Below are 23841 nucleotides of genomic sequence, written 5' to 3' on the forward strand. Positions count from 1 at the left end.
GAGATGGCGCCTTACTTACTTTGTCGCATATAGCATGAGCTACTTTCGGTACTGCCGCAGGCACGCTGGGAACGAGTTCAAGAATAGTCTCAGCAACCGGGAGCCAACCGCACACGCCCAATGCAGCTTGCTGGACGTCAGCAACTGTTGGCTTTACGTTGGTCGAAGCTTCTGTTGCTGGTGAGGTATGGGTACAGGCCGCTAGGAAAAACACGCAAATTATAGTAGAAATGTACTTTGTCATTTCGTTCTCCGTCGGTAATCTAGACGCTTTCGTCTTTCATTTTAATCTGCACTGTTGGGTCAATCTGAGAGATCGCATTGATGAGGGCGACCAAGCCGGCCTGCTTTGAGCGATACGAACGATCAAAAACATGGTCGCGTGGATAGCCACCTCCACTGTAGCGATTGGTGAAGGACCATAGGTAAGGGGTGTTGATGTTATAGGGACGGTATCCAAAGCCGTTGTACGCCTCGAGACCGAAACACATGCGGGGAAAATTCCACTCCGGAACGAGGCCAGAAATCCGTTTGAGAGCGTCTTTGGCACTTTCTTGCCAGAGTTCGCGCGGATCATCGACGCCAGGGGTGGGCCAAGGCTTAGGCGGACGATTGCTGGGGACGTGAACCGTTCGAAGCAACAATGGGTCTCCGTTGTGCAGATGGCCCATAAAATTTAAGTTTGCTTCTCGATAATGAAGAGCACCGACTACGTACCAGGGTACATCGGTAACTTTTTCAACCGCCTGGTATCGAGGTTTTGCACGCGTCGATGCAATGAAGCGCGCCGCCCTCGAAAGAAGAGGTCTTTTTCGTATATCGATATGAAAATCCGGGTCAGTATATAGTCGGACATAATTATCGCGCACAGATTTGCTATATACTACTGCGGCCGCGGGGGCTGGAAGCAATGGATCATATTGGATACCGTCGTGTTCGTCCCGACTGATATCGCTAAGAAGCAGACCCGCGCGACGTGCAACTAGCGCCGCGTTATCATCGGTCGATGCCAGTTCCAAAGCATTGAGTACTAAATCGGCGATATATATAGTATCCCTCGACCCAGTACTTGCCATAGCAGCCGGCGCCAAATTGAATTGCTGAGCCTGTGCCACGACACGGTTGAATTCTTCTGCGTAGCGCGAAGCGCTCTCGGCCGACCTAGCCTCAGACTGCGTAGAAAAGCTCGCGTTGCAGAATGAAGCAGCCCCTATGGTAAATACCCCTCTTAGGGCTGCACGGCGCGAAATCTTCATTTTCACCCCCAAATGCGAAATTACGCAAAGGTCAGGACGTTCGTCTTCTTGATTGTAATGATACTACTGCTCACACTTCTCTTTACTTCGCGTGAACTGCGCTGACTCCGCTGTGAGTTTCTTCTCGATAAATGACGTCTGCATCCCCCGCCTCACCAGCAAGGAATGCTCAATCCCCAAGATCTTCCTGACACTCGCCAGCGCCGCCTCGTTCACGTCGATGTAGGCGACGATGTACCATTCGCCGTTCTCTTCGCGCGCCATGCCGAGCGGCTCAGCACGCCATTTCAGCGCGCCGTGGTGGGGCATGAAGTAGGTTTCCTGGACGCCGCCGACCGCGCTCAGGCCCTCATCGAGCGCGTACTCCATCACCGCGCAGCACAGTTGCGTCAGCGTGCCGCGCAAGCCGGTTGCGCGTTTGTCGGGAACGACGAAGGTGCGGGTCCATTCGGCCCAGTCGGGGCGTCTCGGGACGCCCGATCTCTCGCACATGTGAGGAAAAACCTCCGAGACCATGTGCGGCTCGCTCGTTGGGATCAATCGAGCCGAGGTCACGACGCGATCGTCTTCGATACCGAGCAGATAGGTCGCCGCGTCTGTATCGAACTGGTCTCGTTCGCGACCGTCCGGGCTCGGAGGGCGCCAATGTTTTTGGTGCACGAAGAAGTCGTGCCGCCGGCGCAAGAACTCGTCGAATTCGTTTTCGTAGAGATGCCTGTTCTGCGCGTTGACGACATGAGCCGTAATCATGGCGCGATCCCCCGATCGTTCTCGGGGGATAGTTGCAGCCGCCCTAAAGTACGTCACCTGTCCGATCGGACAGTTGACGCGGTTATGGGTGGATTAGTCGCCTGCGCACCGCCTCGACGACGGCTTGCGTGGTCGTCGCAACGCCGAAGGCCTCGCGGGCTCGTGTCGCGTGCCATTTGACGGTGCGTTCAGTCAGGCCGAGAATTTGTGACGTTTCCGACGAGGTCTTGCCAGCGGCCGCCCAGAGCAGCACTTCTTTCTCCCGGTCGGTCAACGGGCCTTCATCACCTTCATCGTCATGCGAAAGAGCCTGGATCGTCATGCCGGCGTAAACGGCCATGGTAACCAGTTGCACCTGCTGGCGCGGCGACAGCTTGCAGGACTTCGCGGAAGAGGCAAACGAAAGCACGGATTGCCAGTGATGGACGCTTAACATTGGCACGGCAAAGCCGCTGCAGATGCCGAACTCCGTCGCCTCGCCTGCAACGCGCCGGGAGCCTTCCGTGTCGGACCACTTCGCCGGAACTTCCGCCCAGAGGAATGGCTTCAGGGTTTTTGCGGAGTAGATGCAGACGCCGTCCACCGCGGCGTGCTCGGCTTCGACATAGCGCTCGAACCAGCCTTTAGGCCAACCGTTCAATTCCACCATAGGTGCGAGCTTCTGCCCACCCAAGGGGACTCCGCTCAAGATAAGATGCTCAAATCCAAGGTTTTTTACAGTCTCAAGAAGGTCGCTTAAAAGCGGCCCGGTTGCCGTGTGCTTCCTGCAGCGTTCGACAAAGTCGAATACATCTGAATCGATCATGGCAGAGACCCCCATCCCCACACGACGCATTTATAGCTTATTTTAGGGAAGTCGAATACTCAAATTCCGGCGCAATCGGCACAAAGTGCCGACTGGGCGGTACTTTTGACAAAGTCTTTGCGATCCCGGGAAACCTTCGACTGCCGCCATGGTCGACTGACGCCTTTTTGCGAGGGAACGCGCCTCGGACTGCACCTCAATTTGTCGCCTGCACCCTGCTAGTCTGGGCGATCACGCGAGATACCGACGAAGCAGGAGCCTAAGCTGGTTCCGGTTTCAGAGCTTTGGCTAGGCTTCTACGAATGCGCAGCTGAGCCGACTACTACCGCCGCTTACATTAGCAATCAACGATATGTTAACGGCTATAATGCAGCCTTTCCGTATCGGGCGACGGGAACCAACCCTCCCCCATCGACGATCCGGCATCTTATGTGTGCCGCGACGTTCGACCGATGCGGAGTAAAACGCATGAGTGTCGAAACCGCACTGGCGCAGCTGCTGCGCATGATTCACCGGCGGGCTCTGAATTTGGCGACGTTGCCAGACGATGAGAGAGATCCGCACTACGATCACATCCGCCTGTCATGTTGCGGGGCCGCCGAGCAGATTGGCCAAAGCCCCGACAAGGCAGCCATCACGGCAAACAGCGTGGTCGAATTTACCCGCGCAATGGTCGGGATCATCGAAACAGGCCGCAGCCCAGGCGCAGAGCGAAGCGCCAATCGGCCTCGGGTTGAGAGTTCGGCAGTTTGGCCAGGGCGACCACATTAGGCTTGGTCGCCATCGCTTTCATATCGCCGGCCTTGAAAGGTCGACGCTTCACGGAAGCATGGAACCGGTCCCCAGGCTGCGATCAAGCCGAAAGGTTCAGCTTGGACCTGGCCTTGGCTTTGAGGCTGCCTCGCCGCGCAATCAGGTGATTTGTCAGCAATTTCTCATCGATCGGTTCCGACATGAAAAACCCCTGGGCGCCGTGGCATTGTTCGGCGATGAGGAAGGCCAGTTGTCCTTCGGTTTCCACCCCCTCGGCCATGACCGTCAGACCGAGGGAGTTGGCCAACGCTATAATTCCTCCGACAACGTCCTGCTTTTTCCTGGACGCCTCCAGATCGTTCAAGAACGAACGATCGATCTTCAGCTGATTGAGGTCGAGATCGGCAAGATAGCCGAAACTCGAATATCCGGATCCAAAATCGTCGAGCGCCAGACTGACCCCGAGATTGCGAATTTTCGACAATGTGTTCAAAGCGTTCCTGCTTTGGATGAAAACCCCTTCGGTTATTTCCAGTTGCAGGCGCGACGGCGGCAACCCGGTTTCCTGAAGCACCTCCACGAGGTGCACGAAAAATCCATCGTCCTGCAGGGTCTTGCCCGAGACATTGACCGCGCAGATGAAATCGGCGGCGGCAATCGACATCCACTGAACTGCCTGCGCGCAGGCCTTGCTCAGCACGATCTTGTCGATTTCCAATATCAAATCACTCCGTTCCGCGGTCGGAATGAATGAGTCAGGCAGGCGAACCGCTCCCGAAGCGCGGTCGCGCCAGCGGACCAGGGCTTCGGCGCCGATCATGCGCCCGGTCGCCAATTCGAACTGTGGCTGCCAGACCAGGAAATACTCATCGGCGTTCAGCGCTTGCTTGATCGCCGCTTCCTCGCCGAGCTGCACGTCGATCTGGCTGAGGATAGCAGGCGAGAACGTCACAAAGCCGGACCGCCCTTCCGCCTTCGCGGCATAGAGGGCGCTGTCGGCGTTGCGCAACAGGGTGGAGATATCCGAGCCATGATCCGGGAAGGACGCCATGCCGATGCTGGCGCCGATCCGCACCTGGTGCCCGTCCAGATCGGCAAACCGGTTCAGTTGCTCGCGCAGGCGATGTCCGAGATCGTCCGAATGCCCGATCGCCATGATGGCGAACTCGTCTCCTCCCAGGCGGACTGCGGCCACTTCGTCCGGCCGTTCGACCGACTGCAAGGTCTCGGCAACGGCCTTCAGCAGCAGATCGCCAATGTGATGGCCGAACGTGTCGTTGACGCTCTTGAAGTGATCCAGGTCGATCAGGAACAGTCGGAGCGGCTTGCCGGCCAGCCTTGCCCGCTCCAGCAGTCCGTCCCTGTTGGCGGACATCCAGGCGCGGTTCTTCAACTCGGTCGTCGCATCGCGCCAGGCGAGAAATTCGAGCTTGCTGATGGTTTCCCGACGGCCGATGAGCAGCACGGCGGTTCCGAGCGCGAGCGCCGACAATACGGTCAAGGCAAAGGCGATCTGGTAGTTGAACCTGTTCAGGTTCTTCTCCGCGGCATAAAGATCGACGTTAACTTCCTCGCCATATTTGTAGTATTCGTCGTTCATGCGAGCGACGATCTGGTCGAGCTCAATTCCCAGTTCTTTCAGGCTCTTTTCATCCAGAGGCAGGCCCGCCGCAAGGACGGCGTCGATCCGCTTCACAGCGTCATTGACCTGCGGCACGATGCCGGCGTAGGCGGGGATTTCGCTAATCGTGTCGCCGCCGTCGATCCGCTCGAAACGGATGTAGACCAGGTCGTTCGCGGCCGCCAATTGCTCAAGACTTTCCGGCGAACTGCGGGCCAACTGGGCAAGCGAAACCATATCCCGCAGATGGGTCACGTCGCGTATCGCAATGTGAAACTCGCGAATGGCGAAGAAGCCGAAACGCGGCATCGCGCTCTCAATCTTGCTGACGCTGGTGAAGAGCACCGCGATCAAGATGGCTGAGCAGACGGCTGCCGTTGCAGCCGCGGCTAGGTAGGTTACAGGAAGCCGCCAGGCTTTGCTTCTAGACCACATGGCTGAACGTCAGGTGAGGTTCAATTGCCAGGGGCCATCGTTTTTATCAACCAGATCCATCGGGGTTTGCGAACTGGCGTATCGAAGGCCGGATAGTCATCGAGGGGGTAGATCAGCCGCGTGGGACCCTGCGTGCGCCGCGTCAACAGCTTGCCGTCCTGGCGAGTGGCAAGAAGAAGGGGACCGTCGGTCCAGTCTTCCTTCGGGATTACCTGCACATAGTCGTCCACCGCCCGCAGGACGACTGACGATTCACCCTCCAATCCGACCAGCTTGACCACATCCCGGAACAGAACACCCTGAAACGCAAGTTGCCCTTTTTCAAAGGGACTTGGGGTGGAAACGCTGTAAAGGCCGAGCTTTTCCAGCTGTCGCAGCGTGACCGGGGTCGATTCCCCGTTCTTCTCAACATTGAAAGCAACGGTGTCGGGAGGTTCCGGATATTTCGCGGGTTCCATGGCGGCCGCAGGCAGCGCGCCGATTGCCGAAACGACCAGAAGGATCAGGCTCCGGCGAAGTGCAAACAAATGTCTACTGAGCAGCAACATGACGCAGTCCTTTCCATTTCCATGGCCAGTACCAACCGTTGCCGGCTCGCCGATACTGTCGGCGGAGCAGCTATCTTTCCATCGAATGTTTATTTTTCAGTTAGCTTTTGGTTGCAGCGGTTGTCGTTGCTGATGGCCGATGCACGGTAATTCATCACTCCTCGAAAGCATATCAAGGCTGGGCGCCAAGCCAGGCGCCTTGCACTCTCACTCCGCCGCCTGCACCCTGCCCGCTCCGATGATGGCGCGGATTTCGGCGCGGCAGGAGCCGCAGTTGGTGCCGGCCTTGAGTGCTTCGCCAATGGCCTCGACTGTCGAGCAGCCAGCCCCCGCAGCCGCTGCGATCTGGTTGGCGCCGATGCCGAAGCAGGAGCAGACGATTGCGCCGATATCCGGCCGGTCGGCGCCGGCGCGGCCGGCGACAATGCGGAAGCGTTCGCGCTGGCCGGCATGGGCGGCTTCGAGCTGCTCGGCCGCCCAGCCGCGCGACACGGCGACCGGGCCCGGCGCGACGAACAGCGCGCCGGCAAGGCGCTCGCCTTCAAAGGCGGCGATGCGGTGCTGACCGGCGTCACGGTCGTGATAGGCGAGCATTTCGGCATCTGACGACGCGCCGAACAGCGACTGCGCAAAACCTGGCCAGTCGACGTTCTCGTCGGCAAAGGCAAGCTCCACCCGCCAGCCGCCCTTGCAGCGGGCCACCGCCCAATAGTCGGCGGCGACGGCCTCGGGGCGTTCTCGCGTCACGGCGAAGCCGAAGGCATTCGCTGCGAATTTCTCCATGCGCACCGCGACATGCTTCAGCGCCGGCTGGCCGGAGACCGGGTCGGCAAGCGCCGCGGTCAGAGTGTCGAGGCGTCCCTTGGCCGCGAACTGGTCGGTCCAGTGCATCGGCGCGAAGACGCTGCCCTGGCGCTGGCGGGCGGTGACCAGCGCGCGGACAAGCACTTCGCCGCGTGGGGTCGTGAGCCGCACGATATCGGCGTCGCCGATGCCATGCTGCCGGGCGTCGGCCGGATGGATTTCGACGAAGGGCTCGGCGATGTGCTGGGAAAGACGCGGGCTTTTGCCGGTGCGCGTCATCGTGTGCCAGTGGTCGCGGATACGGCCGGTGTTCAGCACCAGCGGGAAATCGGGGGTGGTGCGGGTGTCCGGCACGGCATGGATGGGGATGAAGCGGGCTTTGCCGTCGGCGGTGTAGAAGTTGCCGTTGCCGAAGAAGCGGGTTGGTTGGCGTTCGGCCGAACTGCCCGCCTCCGGGTGACGTCGAGCTTGAGCACCCCCCTCTGTCCTGCCGGACATCTCCCCCGCAGGGGGGGAGATTGGCAGTTTTGGCGCCGGCTCATCTCCCGCACTAGTTGGCAGTTCTCCTGCGCCGCCGATGATTGGCGAAGCCGGTGGCGACAACTGATCTCCCCCCTTGAGGGGGAGATGGCCGGCAGGCCAGAGGGGGGTGGCTGGGCTCGGCGCTGGCCATTGAAATGGCTCAAGCGATGCGTAGGTGTCCGCATCAACATCAGCGTAAGCGCCGATGTCGAAATCCCGCGCGCCGTCATTTTCGAATCCCGACAGCCCGGCGTGCTCGGCGAAGATCCCGGCCGGCGCGGCATGCGCAAACGCCTCGCCGAACCCCATCCGCTTCGCCACTTCTGCAACGATCCACCAGTCCGGCCTTGCTTCGCCGGGCGCCGGCAGAAAGGCGCGCTGGCGCGAGATGCGGCGCTCGGAATTGGTGACGGTGCCATCCTTCTCGCCCCAGGCGGTGGCCGGCAGAGACACATGGGCATGGCGAACGGTATCGGTGCTCGCCAGCACGTCCGACACCACGACGAAGGGACAGGCCTTGATCGCCGCTTCCACGGCATCGGCATCCGGCATCGAATCGACCGGGTTGGTGGCCATGATCCAGAGCGCCTTGATACGCCCGTCAGCCACCGCCTTGAACATGTCGACCGCCTTCAAGCCCGGCTTCTCAGCCATCGAAGGCGCGTTCCAGAAACGGCGCACACGGGCGCGATGCGCGGGGTTCTCGATCTCCATATGGGCGGCGAGCATATTGGCCAGGCCACCGACCTCGCGTCCGCCCATGGCGTTGGGCTGGCCGGTGACCGAGAACGGCCCTGACCCAGGCTTGCCGACGCGCCCCGTCGCCAGATGGCAGTTGATGATGGCGTTGACCTTGTCGGTGCCTTGCGAGGACTGGTTGACGCCCTGACTGTAGACGGTGACGATCTTCTCTGTCGCCGCGAACAGTTCGTAGAAACGCAGAAGCTCGTCTTCGCTCAGGCCCGTGGCGCTGGCGACGCTGGCAAGGTCGAGCGATGCGGCCGCTGCCAGCGCCTCGTCGAGACCGTTTGTGTGCGCGGCGATATAGGCGCGGTCGAGCGCTTCGTTCTTCGCCAGATAGGCAAGGAGACCGGAAAACAGCGCGGTGTCGCCATCCGGCGCGATCGCCAGATGCAGGTCGGCGATGTCAGCGGTCATGGTGCGGCGCGGGTCGACCAGCACGATCTTCATCTGCGGCCGCTTCTCGCGCGCCGCGGTGATGCGCTGGTAGAGCACCGGGTGGCACCAGGCGAGATTCGAGCCGACCAGCACGATGAGGTCGGCGAGTTCCAGATCCTCATAGCAGCCCGGCACCGTGTCGGAGCCGAAAGCGCGGCGGTGGCCGGCGACCGACGAGGCCATGCAGAGCCGCGAGTTGGTGTCGATGTTGGCCGAGCCGACAAACCCCTTCATCAGCTTGTTGGCGACGTAATAATCCTCGGTCAGCAACTGACCGGAGACATAGAAGGCGACCGCGTCCGGCCCGTGCTCGGCGATGGTCTGCGAGAAGGTCGAGGCGACGACGTCAAGCGCCTCGTCCCAGCCGGCGCGGCGGCCGTGAATTTCCGGGTGGAGCAACCGGCCATCGAGGTCGATGGTCTCCGCCAGCGCCGAACCCTTCGAGCAGAGCCGGCCAAAATTCGCCGGATGGTCAGGATCGCCGCGGACGGTGACTTCACCATCCGCGGCGACCTTCGCCAGCACGCCGCAACCCACCCCGCAATAGGGACAGGTGGTCCTCACCTCGCGTGCTTCGTCGATCTCCATCGGTTCAGGCCGCGCGGCTGGCCAGCGCTTCCAGCGCCAGGAACAGGCGCTCGCCTTCCCGCTTCACCGGAATGGTGCGCACCGCGCCCTCGTCTGCGCCGAGCGCCTTGCCGGTCTCCAGCGAGATCACCCAATTGTGCAAGGGACAGGTCACCGCCGCGCCATGGACAATGCCCTGGCTGAGCGGCCCGCCCTTGTGCGGGCAATGGTCGTCGATGGCGAAGACGTCGTCGTCCGCGGTGCGGAAGACGGCGATCTTGCCTTGCGGGGTGGTCACGCAGCGCGCGCCACGGCGCGGGATGTCGGAGATGGTGCCGATAGCGATCCAGGTCATTGGGTTGCCCTTGCTTGATAGGAAAGCGCCAGGGCACCCCCCTCTGTCCTGCCGGACATCTCCCCCTCAAGGGGGGAGATTGGCAGCTTCGGGCTCGTCGCCCGTTCTGCAACGTTGGCGATTGGCGAAGGCCGCAGTGAAGGCGGATCTCCCCCCTTGAGGGGGAGATGGCCGGCAGGCCAGAGGGGGGTGCCTCGCACCAACGTCTCCATCATTCCGCCGCCTCCGCAAAGCCAACAGAGGCCATCGGCCGGAACTCGTGCTTGTCCTTGCCGGAGACGCGTTCCGACCACGGGTCGACCTGGGCGAACTTCTGGGAAAAGACGAAGCGTTCGTAGTAGGCCTTGCGCTTCTCGTCGTCGTCCATGATCTGGCGCTTGATCTCGGGGATGCCGATGCGCTTGGCCCATTTGTAGATGCGCTCGAGATAGCGGGCCTGCTCGCGGTACATCTGCGTCAGCGCCACGATATGCTCCAGCGCCTCGTCCTCGGTCTTGACCAGGCCGAGCACTTCGGTGCCCTTGATGTCGAGGCCGGCCGCCCCGGCGAAATGGATCTCGTAGCCAGAGTCGACGCAGATGACGCCGACATCCTTGCAGGTCGCCTCGGCGCAATTGCGAGGACAGCCCGACACCGCCATCTTGACCTTGGCCGGCGTCCACGAGCCCCACATGAATTTCTCGATGCGGATGCCGAGGCCGGTCGAATCCTGCGTGCCGAAGCGGCACCAGTCCGAACCGACGCAGGTCTTCACCGTGCGCAGGCCCTTGGCATAGGCATGGCCGGAGACAAAGCCGGCCTGGCCGAGATCGGCCCACACCGCCGGCAGGTCCTCCTTGCGGATGCCCAGCATGTCGATGCGCTGGCCGCCGGTGACCTTGACCATCGGGATCTCGAACTTGTCGACGACGTCGGCGATGGCGCGCAGTTCGGAAGCGCTGGTGACGCCGCCCCACATGCGCGGCACCACCGAATAGGTGCCGTCCTTCTGGATGTTGGCGTGCACGCGCTCATTGATGAAGCGCGACTGGTAGTCGTCGGCATATTCGTCCGGCCAGTCGCAGACGAGGTAGTAGTTGAGGGCCGGCCGACATTTGGCACAGCCGCAGGAGGTCTTCCACTCCAGCTCCTGCATGACGGCAGGAATGGTCTTCAGCCCCTTGGCCTTGATCAGCCGGCGCACCTCGTCGTGGCCGAGCGTGGTGCAGGAGCACATCGGCTGCACGGCGGCCGGGTTGTACGTGTCGCCGAGGGTCAGCACCATCAGCTTCTCGACCAGCCCGGTGCACGAGCCGCAGGAAGCGGACGCCTTGGTGTGCGCCCGCACATCGTCGAGCGAGGTCAGGCCTTTGCCGGTGATCGCACCGGTGATCTTGCCCTTGCAGACGCCGTTGCAGCCGCAGATTTCCGCATCATCCGGCAAGGCTGCAACGGCCGCCATAGGGTCCAGGGGGGCACCCCCCTGGTATGACTGGCCGAAGATAAGCGTGTCGCGCATCTCCGAAATATCGGTCTGCTTCTTCTTCAGGTCGTTGAACCAGGCGCCGTCGGCCGTCTCCCCGTAGAGCACCGTGCCGATGATGCGGTCGTCCTTGAGCACCAGGCGCTTGTAGACGCCGGCCGAAGCATCGCGCAGCACGATCTCCTGGCGGTCGTCACCATCGGCGAAGTCGCCGACCGAGAACAGCTCGATGCCGGTGACCTTGAGCTTGGTCGGCGTGTCCGAATGGACGAAGGCACCAGCCTCGTCGCCGGCAAGCTGGCTGGCCGCGACGCGCGCCATCTCGTAGAGCGGCGCCACCAGGCCGTAGACCATACCGTTGACCTCGGCGCATTCGCCGAGCGCGTAGATGTCGGGGTCGTTGCTGCGCATGCCGGCATCGACGACGATGCCGCGATTGACGGCAATGCCCGCCTCCTTGGCCAATGCCGCGTTCGGCCTGATGCCAACCGCCATCACCACCAGCGTCGCCGGGATGACGGTGCCGTCGGCAAGCTCGACCTGCTCGACCTTGCCGTTGCCAGTGATGGCCTGGGTGTTGGCCTTGGTGATGACCTTGATGCCTCGCGCTTCCACCGCGCGCTGCAGGAGATAGCCGGCGGCGGGGTCGAGCTGGCGCTCCATCAGCGTCGGCATGACGTGCAGCACGGTGACGTCCATGCCTTGCGCGTTCAAGCCGGCCGCGGCTTCCAAGCCCAGCAGGCCGCCGCCGATGACCACGGCCTTGGCCCGCGACTGGGCGGCCAGCATCATCGCCTGCACGTCGTCGAGATCGCGATAGGTGAGCACGCCCGGCAGGTTGTTGCCTGGCACCGGGATGATAAACGGCACCGAGCCGGTGGCGATGACCAGCTTGTCGTAGGGCTCGGTCACGCCATGGTCGGAGGTGACGGTTTTCGCCGTCCGGTCGACGGCGACGATCTTGTGGCCCTTGTAGAGGGTGATGCCGTGCTTGATGTACCAGCCGTCGCCGTGGATGATGATTTCTTCATAGGCCTTCTCGCCCGACAGAACCGGCGACAGCATGATGCGGTCGTAGTTCACGCGCGGCTCGGCGTTGAAGATGGTGACCTGGTAGCGATCGGGCGCCTTTTCCAGGAGATGCTCCAGCATGCGCCCGGGGGCCATGCCGTTGCCGATGATGACGAGTTTCTCGGTCATATTTGCTGATCCGTTCCGGTTTCACTCGGCCGCGTAGGAAAGGGCTGACGTTTCGCCAGTCGCGACCCGCTCCATGCGGCGGATGCTGACGTGCATCCAGGCAAGGCAGCCGACGACGATGACGAAGAGCAGCATGAAGCAGCTCGACCAGACGCCGGTGAGGTCATTGAGGGCGCCGAAGGCGATCGGCAGGACAAAGCCGCCGAGGCCGCCGATCATGCCGACCACGCCGCCAACAGCGCCGACATTCTTCGGGTAGTAGACGGGGATGTGCTTGTAGACGGCGGCCTTGCCGAGGCTCATGAAGAAGCCGAGCACGCAGGCGACGGCAATGAAGGCGAGCGGGCCGATCTCGAAATGGAAGGCGATCGGCCCGCTGATGCCGCGCACGACATAGTCTGCCGAGGGGAGAGACAGAACGAGAGTCGCGACGGCACAGACCGTGAAGGTCCAGTAGAGCACGGTGCGTGCGCCGATGCGGTCGGAAAGCACGCCACCATAGGCGCGGAAGATGCTTGCCGGGATCGAATAGGCCGCACCGATCATGCCGGCGGTGGCGATGTTGAAGCCATAAACGCCGATCAGGTAGCGCGGCAGCCACAGCGACAGCGCCACGAACGCGCCGAAGACGAAGAAGTAGTAGAAGGCGAAACGCCAGACCTGCAGGTTCTTCAGCGGCGCGAATTCCTGCCAGAAGCTCCTTGCCGGCATCGCGTTACCGGCGCGGCGCTCGCGGATGACCGGATCGTCGGCGGTGGTGAACCAGAAGACGATGGCCATGACGACGAGGGCTGCCGCCCAGATCAGCGCCACCGTCTGCCAGCCCCAGGCGAGCAGCACCAGCGGAGCCAGGAACTTGGTGACCGCGGCGCCGACATTGCCGACACCGAAGATGCCGAGAGCCGTGCCCTGCCTGCCGGCGGGGAAGAAGCGCGAGACATAGGCGACGCCGACGGCGAAGGAGCCGCCAGCGAGCCCGACGCCGAGCGCGGCGAGCAGCATCTGCCCATAAGTATGCGCAAAAGCCAGCAGGAAGGTCGCGACCGCCGCCGAAAGCATGACGGCCGTGTAGACCAGCCGTCCGCCGTAACGATCCGTCCAGACGCCGAGCAGCATGCGCACGAGCGAGCCGGTGAGGATCGGCGTGCCGATGAGCAGGCCGAATTCCGTCTCACTCAGCCCAAGCTCCTGCTTTATGCGCACGCCGATGATCGAAAAGATCGTCCACACCGCGAAGCAGACGGTGAAGGCGATGGTGGACATCACGAGCGCCTGCCGGGGAGCACTGTCCTGGCTGGGCGCGGCTGGGAGATTTGCGGTCATCTTATGCTCCGGTTTGCGGCGTGCGCCGCATATGTCTGTTCGTTCGCGGTTGTCAGCGGCGCGGCATCGGCAAGCTGGTCGAAACCGAGCCGTGCACGGTCACTTCGGGACGCTTGCCATCAGTCTTGGCGCCGACGGGAAAGAGCAGCAGCGCGGCGGTGAACAGCGCGGCGGTCAACGCAGTGCTGGCCAGGAAATCGCGGCGCGTGAAATCCTCGAGGCATGCGCCAGTTCCGATCCGTTTCGTCATCGTCGTCTCCGGTTGGCGCCGCTGGCGCCGTCGATTGCGTGTTCGGTCAAAACAAAAAAGCTGCCGGCCAGGCCATGCGCGTCCGTCCATCCGGGATCGCGTGTTGACCTGATCGGCAGCTTTGCCTGTGGCGCCCGCCATTGGACGCCGTGTCTCTTGGCCCTTGCGGACCTGCAGTCTGTTAAGCAGGAAGCGTGCCAATTCGACAGCGCTCCAAATTATCGAATAAAATCAATCAGAATTCGCAGCTGCGCGCCTTTTGACTAGCCCGAAAGCGGATCAAAGATTAGTCAGAACGCCTTGCATGGCAGCATAAACTTTGTGCAGTGCGGCAGACTGCCTGCTGTTGTTGCATTGCCCATTGAGTCTTTTGTCATGGCGTTACTCCGCGGCTTCGACGAAGCGGTGGCGTTCATAGAGGAACTTCAGCACCGCCTCGCGGCAGCGCAGGAAGGTGCGGTCGGAGGCAAGCTCGATGCGCCGGCGCGGCCGGGCGAGCGGCACCGAAAGCACCTCGCCGATGGTCGCCGCCGGACCGTTGGTCATCATCACGATGCGGTCGGACAGAAGTACTGCCTCGTCGACGTCGTGGGTGATCATGATCATGGTCGAGCCGAGCCTGGCGTGGATGTCCATGACCGCGTCCTGGAGATGGGCGCGGGTCAGCGCATCGAGCGCGCCGAATGGCTCGTCGAGCAAAAGGATCTTCGGTTCCATGGCGAGCGCGCGGGCGATGCCGACGCGCTGCTTCATACCGCCCGAGATTTCAGCCGGGCGCTTGTCCTTTGCATGCGCCATCTGCACGAGATCAAGGTTGCGCATGATCCAGTCATGCCGCTCGGCCCGGCTTTTGGTGCGGCCAAAGACCTTGGACACCGCGAGGTTGATGTTCTCGTAGACGGTGAGCCAGGGCAGCAGCGAGTGGTTCTGGAACACCACAGCGCGCTCCGGTCCGGGACTGTCGACCTCCTTATCCTCGAGCAGCACCGCGCCGGAGGACACCTTGGTCAGCCCGGCGATCAGGTTGAGCAAGGTCGACTTGCCGCAGCCGGAATGGCCGATGATGGAGACGAACTCGCCCTTGTCGATGGTCAGCCTGATGTCCTTCAGCACTTCGCTGACCTGGCCGCCGCGCGCGAAGGATTTGTCGATATGGTCGAGCTTCAGATAGGCGGTCATGGCGCCCTCCTCACTTTGCCGTTGTGCCGCGGGTGACGAAGGCGCCGACGGCCGCGACCAGCCGGTCGAGGCAGAAGCCGGTGATGCCGATATAGACGAGCGCGACGATGATGTCGGGCAGCCGCGAGGAGTTCCAGGCGTCCCAGATGAAGAAGCCGATGCCGACGCCGCCGGTCAGCATCTCGGCGGCGACGATGGCGAGCCAGGAGAGCCCGATGCCGATCCTGAGGCCGGTGAAGATGTAGGGGGCGGCGGCCGGCACCATGATCTTGACGAAGAATTCGAGCTGGTTGAGCCGGAGGATGCGGGCGACGTTGCGGTAGTCCTCGGGGATGTTGCGCACCCCGACGGCGGTGTTGATGATCACCGGCCAGATCGAGGTGATGAAGATCACGAACAGCGCCGACGGATTGGAGTCGCGGAAGGCGGCGAGCGACAGCGGTAGCCAGGCGAGCGGCGGCACGGTGCGCAGGATCTGGAACACCGGATCGAGGCCGCGCATCGCCCACACCGACTGGCCGACCAGGGCGCCGAGCGCCACGCCGACCACCGCCGCCATGCCGAAGCCGATGGCGACGCGCTGCAGCGAGATCAGCACCCGCCAGGCAAGGCCGATATCCTGCGGACCGTTGTCGAAGAACGGATGCGCGATCAGGTCATAGGCCTCGTTCCACACCTGGCTCGGCGGCGGCAGGCTGGCCGTCGGCGACGAGCAGGCGACCTGCCAGACGACGAGCAGGAGGATGATGACGACGGCCGGCGGCACCAGCGCCGTCGCCAACTTGCCGGCAATGGCAAGCGGGTCGATGCGGCGCCGCGCCTTTGCGGTGAAGGCGATGACCTCGGCGGGCTTTACCGGAAACGCCTTCACCTTGGTGTCCTCGACGGTTTGGATGGACATGTCGTAGAAAAACTCCGTTGGCGAATCTGGCGACAAGCGGCTGACGCCGCTTGCGCTGGGGGCGACAACGGCGCAAGCGCCGTTTGCGCTTACGCAGATGCCTTGATCTTCAGGCTGTCGAGATAGGCGGACGGATTGGCCGGATCGAAGGTCTTGCCGTCGAAGAAGGTCTCGACGCCGCGCGACGGCGATGCCGGGATGTCGCTTGCCGCGACGCCCAGATCCTTCGCCGCCTCGCGCCACAGATCCTCGCGGTTGACCTGGTCGACCAGGGCCTTGATGTCGGTGGTCGGCGCGAACTTGCCCCAGCGGATGTTCTCGGCGAGGAACCAGGTATCATGGCTCTTGAAGGGATAGGACACGCCGCCCTTCCAGAACTTCATGTAGAGGTCGGTGCCCTTGGCGACGCGGTCGTTGCCATAGTTGATGTCGCCCTTGAGGCGGCCGATGATGTCGGCGACGGGCACGTTCATCCATTGCCGCTTGCCGATGATGGCGGCCATTTCCTCCTTGTTCTCCATGGCCTCGCACCATTGCTGGGCTTCCATGACCGCCATCAGGATCGCCTTGGTGGCGTTCGGATACTTTTCGATGAAGGCGGCGCGCAGGCCGAGCGCCTTTTCCGGATGGCCCTTCCACAATTCGCCGGTGGTGGCGGCGGTGAAGCCGACGCCCTGGTGGACGAGCTGCTCGTTCCACGGCTCGCCGACGCAGAACACATCCATGTTGCCGACCTTCATGTTGGCCACCATCTGCGGCGGCGGCACGACGATGGTCGAGACGTCCTTGTCGGGGTCGATGCCGCCGGCGGCCAGCCAGTAGCGTATCCACAGGTCATGCGTGCCGCCCGGGAAGGTCATGGCGGCCTTGACTTCCTTGCCGGCGGCCTTCTTGGCCGCAAAAGCCTCCTTCAGCTTGGAGGCGTCGAGGCCGACGCCGGTGGCGGCATATTCCTGCGCCACCGAAATGCCCTGGCAGTCGTAGTTCAGCCGCGCCACGATCGCCATCGGCAGCGGCTGCTTGTTCTGCGTTACCTTACCGGTGTGCATGAGGTAGGGCATCGGCGTCAGGATGTGGGCGCCGTCGATGCCGTTGGCCTCGCCGCCGAGCACAAGATTGTCGCGCGTCGCGCCCCAGGAGGCCTGCTTCAGCACCTCGACATCGGGCATGCCGTATTTGGCGAACAGCCCCTTCTCCTTAGCGATCATCAAGGGTGCTGCGTCGGTCAGCGCGATGAAGCCGAGCTTGGCGCCGGTCACTTCCGGCGCGGCGGCCGCCGCATAGGCGCCCGACGGCAGGAGCTTGCGCGCCGCCACCAACAGCCCGGCCGTCAGCGCGCTGCGAGCAAGGAAATCGCGACGGTTCATGCCCTTGAATGTCGTTCCAGTTCCGATCCGTTTCGTCATCGTCATCTCCGGTTGGACGCCGCTTGGGATCGGCGCCGTCGATTGCGTGTTCGGTCAAAACAAAAAAGCCGCCGGCCAGGCCTCGCGCGTCCGTCCATCCGGGATCGCGTGTTGACCTGAGCGGCAGCTTTGCCTGTGGCGCCCGCCATTGGACGCCGGTTCCGTGACCCCGTGAAGAGCCTGGTTGTTGCAATGCAGAAACCGTGCCAGTTTCAGGCGAGGAGAAAAGTATCAATTAAATCAATGACCCATGCCGACAACGCATGCGCCGGGTCACAAGGCGCGCAGGCCAAAGATTGTTCATTAGCGCTCGCGCACGCATAATTATTGTGCAATGCACAAGATTGGCGCGAAAATAATCAGGCGCGTAAAATCGGCTCTCGACACAGCGATTTTGGCAGGTTGGGGACCTGTTGGCGGCCAAGGTTTCAGCGGTCGTCTGGATGGATCGTCGCGAACCATCGCGATTGGCCGAAACCCTCGCAACTTCGTCATCCCAGGGCGAAGCAGGAGCGAAACTCCGTCGCGGAGACCCTGGGATCCGAGCGCAAGAGAGTCAGTGGCCGTCGTGATCGGCAACCAAGTTGCAGCGTCCATCCGTCCCGAAAAACAAACCTCCGCCGGCCCCCTCTTTCCACCAACCATTTCCGGACGCAGAGCGACGCAGACTGACCACGCCGAAACGCCACGCGCTCTTGTCGCCCTGGTAGGGCTGCAAGGAGAACAAATCTTCGTAGTGCGGCACCGGCCAGGTGTGATCCAGCACATCCCAGTCGCCTATCTTCCCACCAAGCCACATATCAAAATGATCTCGAATCTTTGTGGCGGGCGGATTCGGATAGAGGGCAATTAGATGTGCTGTTCCGTCAGGATCGAGCTTGGCAGGCAGCGATTCGACAATTTTTCGAAGCAGGTCGGTCCCTTGCAGTCCGCCGCTCCAGAAATTGTCTCCTGGTTGCGCTGCACTGTCAGGAGCGTAAGGAGGATTGGCCAAGAGGAGATCGCATGTTCCCTCGATTGATTTGAACAAATCGCTTAAAATGAACTGTGCGTTGCTTTTACCGTTAAGCATTGCATTGAACGTTGCAAATTCAACGGCGCGCGGATTGACGTCAGCACCGATTACCGACGAACAATGATCTGCCGCCAGTATCGCGTGAATACCGGATCCTGTCCCCAAATCGACTGCCCGCCGTCGTGGACTTCTTTTTACCAAGCCGCCGAGGACAAAGCTCTCTCCCCATAACCACATGACCTGATTGATTGCGGAATTCTTGGCAGCATGGTCCGTTACAATGTAGCTGCCGTAGCAAGGAAATAGACACACGTTCGCTTGCAGGACTCCGTCCCCACAGTCGGTCAGGAGGCCCATATCAAGCGCTGTATCGACGAACCTCGACGTAAGCTGTTTGGCAACGAGGTTCGCGTTGACCTGACGGCCATCAATAAAGAGCGAAATAAGATTGTCGATGGGATCGTTTGCACGAGCGACCCAGTCGGGTCTCATCGAGGCCCAGAAATTAACCCCTAGGCGAGGAAAAACCCCCAGTCGCTTTGCGCAACTGGCGAGGTCAAAACTGCAACTGCGCAATTCGTTCACAAATTGCGTCATTCGTTCAGGTGCCACCGGGACCGGTGCAGCAACTTCGCGACAAATCGTCTGCAGTGTCGAGCTTGCTGGCTGTTCGGATCTGGCTGGCGGCGCTTCAGCCAAACGACCTGGCGGCGTATCCGCTTGCAGAAGGGCAATTATCTCATCTTTCTGATCGACAAGTGCCGATTTCAATTCCGCGTCGATTGCACCCACAGGAGCACTGCATCTAAGCCGGGACCCTTCTACCCACAGGTTCACCTTGCGGCTGCGTAGAATTGTTAGAAGCGTGCTGACGTCCATCATAGAGTGTCCCTGATACCGAACGTTGCCTTCGAAGGATGAAGACTGGCTCTACCCGATGCGACCACTTTGATCGGCGGGGCAGCCCAGTCCCACGAGGCCGTCAAATCGACCGCGTCGCCAACTCGTCAAACACCATCAATGGCCTGAATGTGTATCCCCTTCACTGCCCTTCCAAATGGATCATCCATACTTGCAAATTGCTGAGACCAAGGAAAGGCGGTCGGCCGGGAGCAGGCGATCGCCCGCTCGGCGCCGACCGCCAACGAGTCCGTCCGGGTCAGTCTGAGACAATTTCGTAGTGAAGGAGCTGGGCGTCGCCGAGGGACGACCTCAGTCCAGGCGAGATGAAGCCGGAGCCGAAGAGGACAATATCTTCGCGGCGAACGAATACTTCATGGCCGGGCCCCATCGACACAAACGTGCCCGACGAGCTTCGCTCGACAAGCCGGGCCTTGCCATTCGAAATGGTGAAGGTGGCGTGGTGCCTTGAGACCCAGGGCCGCTCGACGACAATATCGCATTCCGGAGAGCGGCCGATCGTCACCAGTTCGTTGTTTCGACAGGATCGCACCTGATCTCCATAGCGGATGACCAGATTGATCCGCGGCGTTGGGGCGAAGCGCCTATCGATAATGGTGCCCTGGCTCGCGATGGGCGTACTGAGGGCACCCTCGTCGCTCCTCAGGGTATAGACATCGAAGAGCTCTTGCTTCCCCTTGAAAGCCATTTTGTCGAGGAGCCGCAAGGCACTGCGGCTCCCCGCGGTAAGGGCTTCGAAGAAACTCTGGCTGATCAGCACCTCCCCGGGGTTGGCCGTGCTGGACAACCTGGCGGTGACGTTGACGACGTCGCCGAATACCGCGGCCCGCGCGCGAATGACCGCCCCGAAATGCAATCCGATACGGGCGCTCAACGGCCCTTTCGTCAATTGTTGGCTGATTTGGCAGACGGCCCTCAGCGCCATCTCCGGGCTCTCGAACAGGCTAAGTACGTCATCACCCTTCGAGTAAATGAAATCACCGCCGTGCTGGGCGACGATCGCTCGCATTGCGTCCAGGCAATCCGAAACCTGCTGCAGTGCGGCATCGTCGCCGAAGCGCTCATAGAGGGGCGTGCTGCCCACGACATCAGCCAAAAGGACTGCGGCCAGAACTCTTTCCTGATCCATCGATCTCGTATCCGCCCGAGAACGCAGCGTTATAGCACACCAGAGTTGCCTTTGACGTATGTACTTGCGCGCCTAGGCGATCCGCCACCCCGGCACGTCGGAACTACTGCGCCAAGGAACCAGCGTGTTTCTGCCCGGCGATATAGGCGTCGATCTCGTCGGGATCGAAGATCTGGCCGTCGAAGAAGCCATCGGGACCGAGCACCAGGCTTGCGCCCGCCGAACCGACCGGGGTCGCGGCCTTCAGCGCGCCCTCGACCTTGGCGTTGGCGCCGGGCAGCGCCACGCCGAGCGGTTTTAGCGCCGAGCGGTAGAGGTCGGGCCTGTAGCAGTTCCAGGCGATGGCGAGGTTCTCCGGCGTGTGCGCGACATGACCCCAGCGCACCATCTGCGTGTAGAACCACAGCGCATGGCTCTTCCACGGAAAGTTCGCCGCCTTGTCGAAGGGCACGAAGAAATCCTCGATCGCCCGCTCGGCGTCGCCGCCAAGCCTCAGCCGTCCGGTCAGGATCGGCATCTGTACCGCCGGCGGCAGGCCAAGGAAGCCCTGCCCCGCCATCAGCGCCGCCAGTTCCGCATGGTTCTTCGGGTCCTGGCACCAGCGCGCCGAATGATGCAACGCGCGCAACAGCGCCGCCAGCGCCTCCGGGTTCTCCTCGGCCCAGGCCTTGCGCACACCGATGACCTTCTCCGGGCTGTTGCGCCAGAGCAGCGCCTTTACGGTGACGATGTGGCCGGTGCCGGCGGCAACCGAGGCGCTGTTCCAGGGCTCGCCGACGCAATAGCCGTCGATGCGGCCGGCGGCGAGCGCGTCGGCCATAAAGGGCGGCGGCACAATGACGATCTCGATGTCGCGTTCCGGATCGATGCCGCAGGTGGCGAGCCAGTAGCGCAGCTCGTAATTATGCCCGGAATGCGGATGCACGACAGCGAAGCGCAGCGGGTCGCTGCCCGTGGCCGCCCGCTCGCGGATGAAGGCACCGAGGGCTGCACCGGCCCGCGCGGGCTCGAGATCGGGCGCAGCACCATGCTCGGCCATGCCCTCCCAGACAGTGTTGGAGACGGTGACGCAGTTGCCGCCGAGGCCGAGCGAGAACGGCACGATCGTCTCGGAGGCCAACGGCGTCAGGCCGAGATTGCAGGCGAGCGGCATCGGCCCCAGCATATGCGCCAGATGGAAATGGCCGATGGCGATGCGGTCGCGGATGTTGGCCCAGGAGGTCTCGCGGTGCAGCGTCAGCTCGACGCCCTCGCGCGCGGCAAAACCCAGCTCGCCGGCCACCACCAGCACGGCGCTGTCGAAGAGCGGCATGAAGCCGGCGGTGATCTGATGCGCAGCGGCCATGCTCATTCGTCCTCCAGCGGCCCGAGCAGCCCGGCGGCGGTCACCAGGCTCTGGGCGATGTCGCTGATCTTGCGGTTCTGGTTCATCGCCGTCTTGCGCAGCAGCGTGTAGGCCGCCTCTTCGCTCAAGCCGCGCGACTTCATCAAGATGCCCTTGGCGCGGTCGATGACCTTGCGGCTCTCCAGCTCGCTGCGCGCCTCCTCCAACTCGCGCGCCATGCGCGAGAAGGCGTTGAAGCGGCTCACCGCCATGTCGAGGATCGACTTGACGCGCTCTTGTCTGAGACCGTCGACGACATAGGCCGACACGCCGGCATCGACCGCCGCCTCGATCGAGGCCTGGTCGGAGCGGTCGACGAACATGGCGATCGGCCGCTTCACCGCGCGCGACAGCTGGAACATGTTTTCCAGCATGTCGCGGTTGGGATTTTCGAGATCGATGACGATGACGTCAGGCTCGATCTCGGCAATGCGGCGCGCAATGCCGGTGACGTCATGGATGACGGTGACGTGCTCATGCCCGGCCTCCCGCAGCCCGGCCTCGATGATCGAGGCACGGATGCGGTTTTCGTCGATCACAAGGACGGCGAGTGAAGAGCGGACCATGGCTCCAATATGTCGAAGCGGGGGGATTGTGCAATGCGGGATGAGAACCTTCACGCATAGCAGACCGCGTCGCGCGTTTCGGCATCGAGAGGTACCGCCTTAGTAGCCGAGCGGAGATCCTTCAAGAAAGCTCAGAAACCACCTCATGGCGACACCCCCAAGGCACGAAGCGCGGCACCTGCCGCACGGTATTCGACGAAGGTTCTGGGGCAGTCGCGTAGCGCAACCCGATAGAGGCGCAAGGCCTCATCGTCGTGCTTCTGCAGCCGGTTGAGCTCCGCCGTGAAGAAGTTCACCTCGCAGGCTTGCCCGGTCTTCTTGGCCGGATCCGGATCGTCGGCGGCGACAAGGGTGGCCTCTGGCGTCAGGTCGCCAAGCAGCATGCGCACCACAGGCGCCGGCCATTTGGTCATGTCGAGCTTGCTCTCCGCGCCGCGCAAACTGCCGGCAAGGCCGTCGTGCCGCTGCGCAAGATCCACCCAGATGGCGAAATAGGCATTGCTCGGCGCCAGCCTGGCAGCCCGTTCCAGGTCGGCCCGCGCATCGGCTATCGGACCGGAATAGAAGCGCTGGATGCCCCGGTCCTGAAAGGATCGAGCGTGCGTCGGGTCGAGCAGGATCGCCTGGCTGAAGTCAGCGATGGCCTTGGCGTCAACTCCCTTAGTACCCCACTATCGCCCGGTCGTTGAACACTTCAGCGTCCTTCGGGTCCTGCAGAATGGCTTGGTTGTAGTCGGCTATCGCGCGGTCGTCATCGCCCTTGTGCCACCAGGCATAGCCCCGGTCGCCGTAGGCGGAAGAAAGCTTTGGATTGAGGCCGATGGCCTGATCGAAGTCGGCGATGGCGCGGTCATAGTCTCTTTTGTAAAGCCAGGTGGAACCCCGGCTGGCGTAGCTTATGTCGCTGTTTGGGTCCAGGAGAACAGCCTTGTTACCGTCAGCGATGGCGTGGCCATTGTCGCCTTTTACCGTCCAGGCGAAGCCCCGGCTGGAATAGGCCAAGGCGAAATCGGGATCGAGTTCTATCGCCTGATTGAAGTCCGCGATGGCTCGATCGGCTTCAGCTTTCCGCAACCAGGCCAGGCCGCGCTTGAAGTAGGTATGGGACTTCGGATCGATGCTTATCGCCTGGCTGTAATCGGCGATGGCACGATCGTAGTCCTTCTTATGGCTCCAGACCCACCCGCGGTTGTCGAAAGCGCGGGCGTCTTCCGGCTCAAAGACGATGGCCTGATCGTAGTCCGCTATAGCGCGGTCGTAGTCGCCGATGGAGGCCAGCGCGTTCACGCGCATGGAATAGGCAATGACATGGCTGCGATAGGATTGCTTGTCGTCCGCCATGATATGCGTGCAAGCCGCGATCCGCTGTGAGGCTTCGGCATCGCGATTGGTACAGGTGTCGAAGTCGTTGCCCGTGGCAGATGCGGGAACACAAAGCGCCAGCAGAATCATGAGAACGGCCAGCCCGAACAGACCGGAACCCTCCCCAGTCAACCGCTTCATTTGCAGC

At 62.1% G+C, this 23841-nt stretch carries 20 protein-coding genes; 1 reads left to right on the forward strand and 19 read right to left on the reverse strand.

Going from position 1 to position 23841, the window contains the following annotated elements; genetic code table 11:
- Positions 1 to 263: 263 nt before the first annotated feature.
- The 3 genes from JG743_RS19940 to JG743_RS19950 form a co-directional block, all read right to left on the reverse strand.
- Complete coding sequence (locus JG743_RS19940; protein ID WP_202292478.1) at positions 264 to 1256, reverse strand: hypothetical protein; 993 nt, start codon at positions 1254 to 1256, stop codon at positions 264 to 266.
- A gap of 63 nt (positions 1257 to 1319) precedes the next feature.
- Positions 1320 to 2006, reverse strand: coding sequence for an acyl-homoserine-lactone synthase (locus tag JG743_RS19945; RefSeq protein WP_202292479.1), 687 nt, complete (start codon positions 2004 to 2006; stop codon positions 1320 to 1322).
- Between the two features lie 82 nt (positions 2007 to 2088).
- On the reverse strand, positions 2089 to 2811 hold the full coding sequence (locus JG743_RS19950) for a helix-turn-helix transcriptional regulator (RefSeq protein WP_202292480.1): 723 nt from the start codon (positions 2809 to 2811) through the stop codon (positions 2089 to 2091).
- A 468-nt stretch (positions 2812 to 3279) separates the two neighbouring features.
- On the opposite strand from JG743_RS19950, the gene JG743_RS19955 reads away from it, so the two are divergent.
- Entirely contained in the window at positions 3280 to 3582 is a 303-nt protein-coding gene (locus tag JG743_RS19955; protein ID WP_202292481.1) for a hypothetical protein, read from the forward strand.
- Between the two features lie 82 nt (positions 3583 to 3664).
- Here JG743_RS19955 and JG743_RS19960 read toward each other — a convergent pair whose 3' ends face one another.
- The 16 genes from JG743_RS19960 to JG743_RS20035 all read right to left on the reverse strand — a co-directional run bounded on the left by JG743_RS19960 (position 3665) and on the right by JG743_RS20035 (position 23834).
- Positions 3665 to 5530, reverse strand: coding sequence for a putative bifunctional diguanylate cyclase/phosphodiesterase (locus tag JG743_RS19960; protein WP_244673205.1), 1866 nt, complete (start codon positions 5528 to 5530; stop codon positions 3665 to 3667).
- Between the two features lie 110 nt (positions 5531 to 5640).
- Complete coding sequence (locus tag JG743_RS19965; RefSeq protein WP_202292483.1) at positions 5641 to 6168, reverse strand: molybdopterin-dependent oxidoreductase; 528 nt, start codon at positions 6166 to 6168, stop codon at positions 5641 to 5643.
- Positions 6169 to 6375: 207 nt separating this feature from the next.
- Entirely contained in the window at positions 6376 to 9261 is a 2886-nt protein-coding gene (locus JG743_RS19970; RefSeq protein WP_202292484.1) for a nitrate reductase, read from the reverse strand.
- Between the two features lie 4 nt (positions 9262 to 9265).
- On the reverse strand, positions 9266 to 9595 hold the full coding sequence (nirD, locus tag JG743_RS19975; protein ID WP_202292485.1) for a nitrite reductase small subunit NirD: 330 nt from the start codon (positions 9593 to 9595) through the stop codon (positions 9266 to 9268).
- Between the two features lie 211 nt (positions 9596 to 9806).
- Positions 9807 to 12257 (reverse strand): nitrite reductase large subunit NirB, encoded by a 2451-nt coding sequence (nirB, locus tag JG743_RS19980; protein WP_202292486.1) that lies wholly within the window; start codon positions 12255 to 12257, stop codon positions 9807 to 9809.
- 21 nt (positions 12258 to 12278) lie between these two features.
- Positions 12279 to 13580 (reverse strand): MFS transporter, encoded by a 1302-nt coding sequence (locus tag JG743_RS19985; RefSeq protein ID WP_202292487.1) that lies wholly within the window; start codon positions 13578 to 13580, stop codon positions 12279 to 12281.
- A 52-nt stretch (positions 13581 to 13632) separates the two neighbouring features.
- A complete protein-coding gene (locus tag JG743_RS19990) occupies positions 13633 to 13830 on the reverse strand; it encodes a hypothetical protein (RefSeq protein WP_202292488.1) in 198 nt (65 codons plus the stop codon).
- A 381-nt stretch (positions 13831 to 14211) separates the two neighbouring features.
- Positions 14212 to 15009, reverse strand: coding sequence for an ABC transporter ATP-binding protein (locus JG743_RS19995; protein ID WP_202292489.1), 798 nt, complete (start codon positions 15007 to 15009; stop codon positions 14212 to 14214).
- A gap of 10 nt (positions 15010 to 15019) precedes the next feature.
- On the reverse strand, positions 15020 to 15910 hold the full coding sequence (gene ntrB, locus JG743_RS20000; RefSeq protein WP_202292490.1) for a nitrate ABC transporter permease: 891 nt from the start codon (positions 15908 to 15910) through the stop codon (positions 15020 to 15022).
- Positions 15911 to 15999: 89 nt separating this feature from the next.
- Positions 16000 to 17316, reverse strand: coding sequence for a CmpA/NrtA family ABC transporter substrate-binding protein (locus JG743_RS20005; protein WP_202292491.1), 1317 nt, complete (start codon positions 17314 to 17316; stop codon positions 16000 to 16002).
- A 556-nt stretch (positions 17317 to 17872) separates the two neighbouring features.
- Entirely contained in the window at positions 17873 to 19213 is a 1341-nt protein-coding gene (locus tag JG743_RS20010; RefSeq protein ID WP_202292492.1) for a TubC N-terminal docking domain-related protein, read from the reverse strand.
- 277 nt (positions 19214 to 19490) lie between these two features.
- Entirely contained in the window at positions 19491 to 20381 is an 891-nt protein-coding gene (locus JG743_RS20015; RefSeq protein WP_202292493.1) for an adenylate/guanylate cyclase domain-containing protein, read from the reverse strand.
- 103 nt (positions 20382 to 20484) lie between these two features.
- The gene (locus JG743_RS20020; RefSeq protein ID WP_202302757.1) at positions 20485 to 21726 is read right to left on the reverse strand and encodes a CmpA/NrtA family ABC transporter substrate-binding protein; all 1242 of its coding nucleotides are present in this window, start codon (positions 21724 to 21726) and stop codon (positions 20485 to 20487) included.
- 2 nt (positions 21727 to 21728) lie between these two features.
- Positions 21729 to 22331: an ANTAR domain-containing response regulator gene (locus JG743_RS20025; RefSeq protein WP_202292494.1), complete on the reverse strand. Its 603-nt coding sequence runs from the start codon at positions 22329 to 22331 to the stop codon at positions 21729 to 21731.
- A 143-nt stretch (positions 22332 to 22474) separates the two neighbouring features.
- A complete protein-coding gene (locus JG743_RS20030) occupies positions 22475 to 22810 on the reverse strand; it encodes a hypothetical protein (RefSeq protein ID WP_202292495.1) in 336 nt (111 codons plus the stop codon).
- Positions 22811 to 22991: 181 nt separating this feature from the next.
- Entirely contained in the window at positions 22992 to 23834 is an 843-nt protein-coding gene (locus JG743_RS20035; RefSeq protein WP_210388510.1) for a tetratricopeptide repeat protein, read from the reverse strand.
- Positions 23835 to 23841 lie beyond the last annotated feature (7 nt).

This window comes from Mesorhizobium sp. 131-2-1, from assembly GCF_016756535.1.
GTDB lineage: Bacteria > Pseudomonadota > Alphaproteobacteria > Rhizobiales > Rhizobiaceae > Mesorhizobium.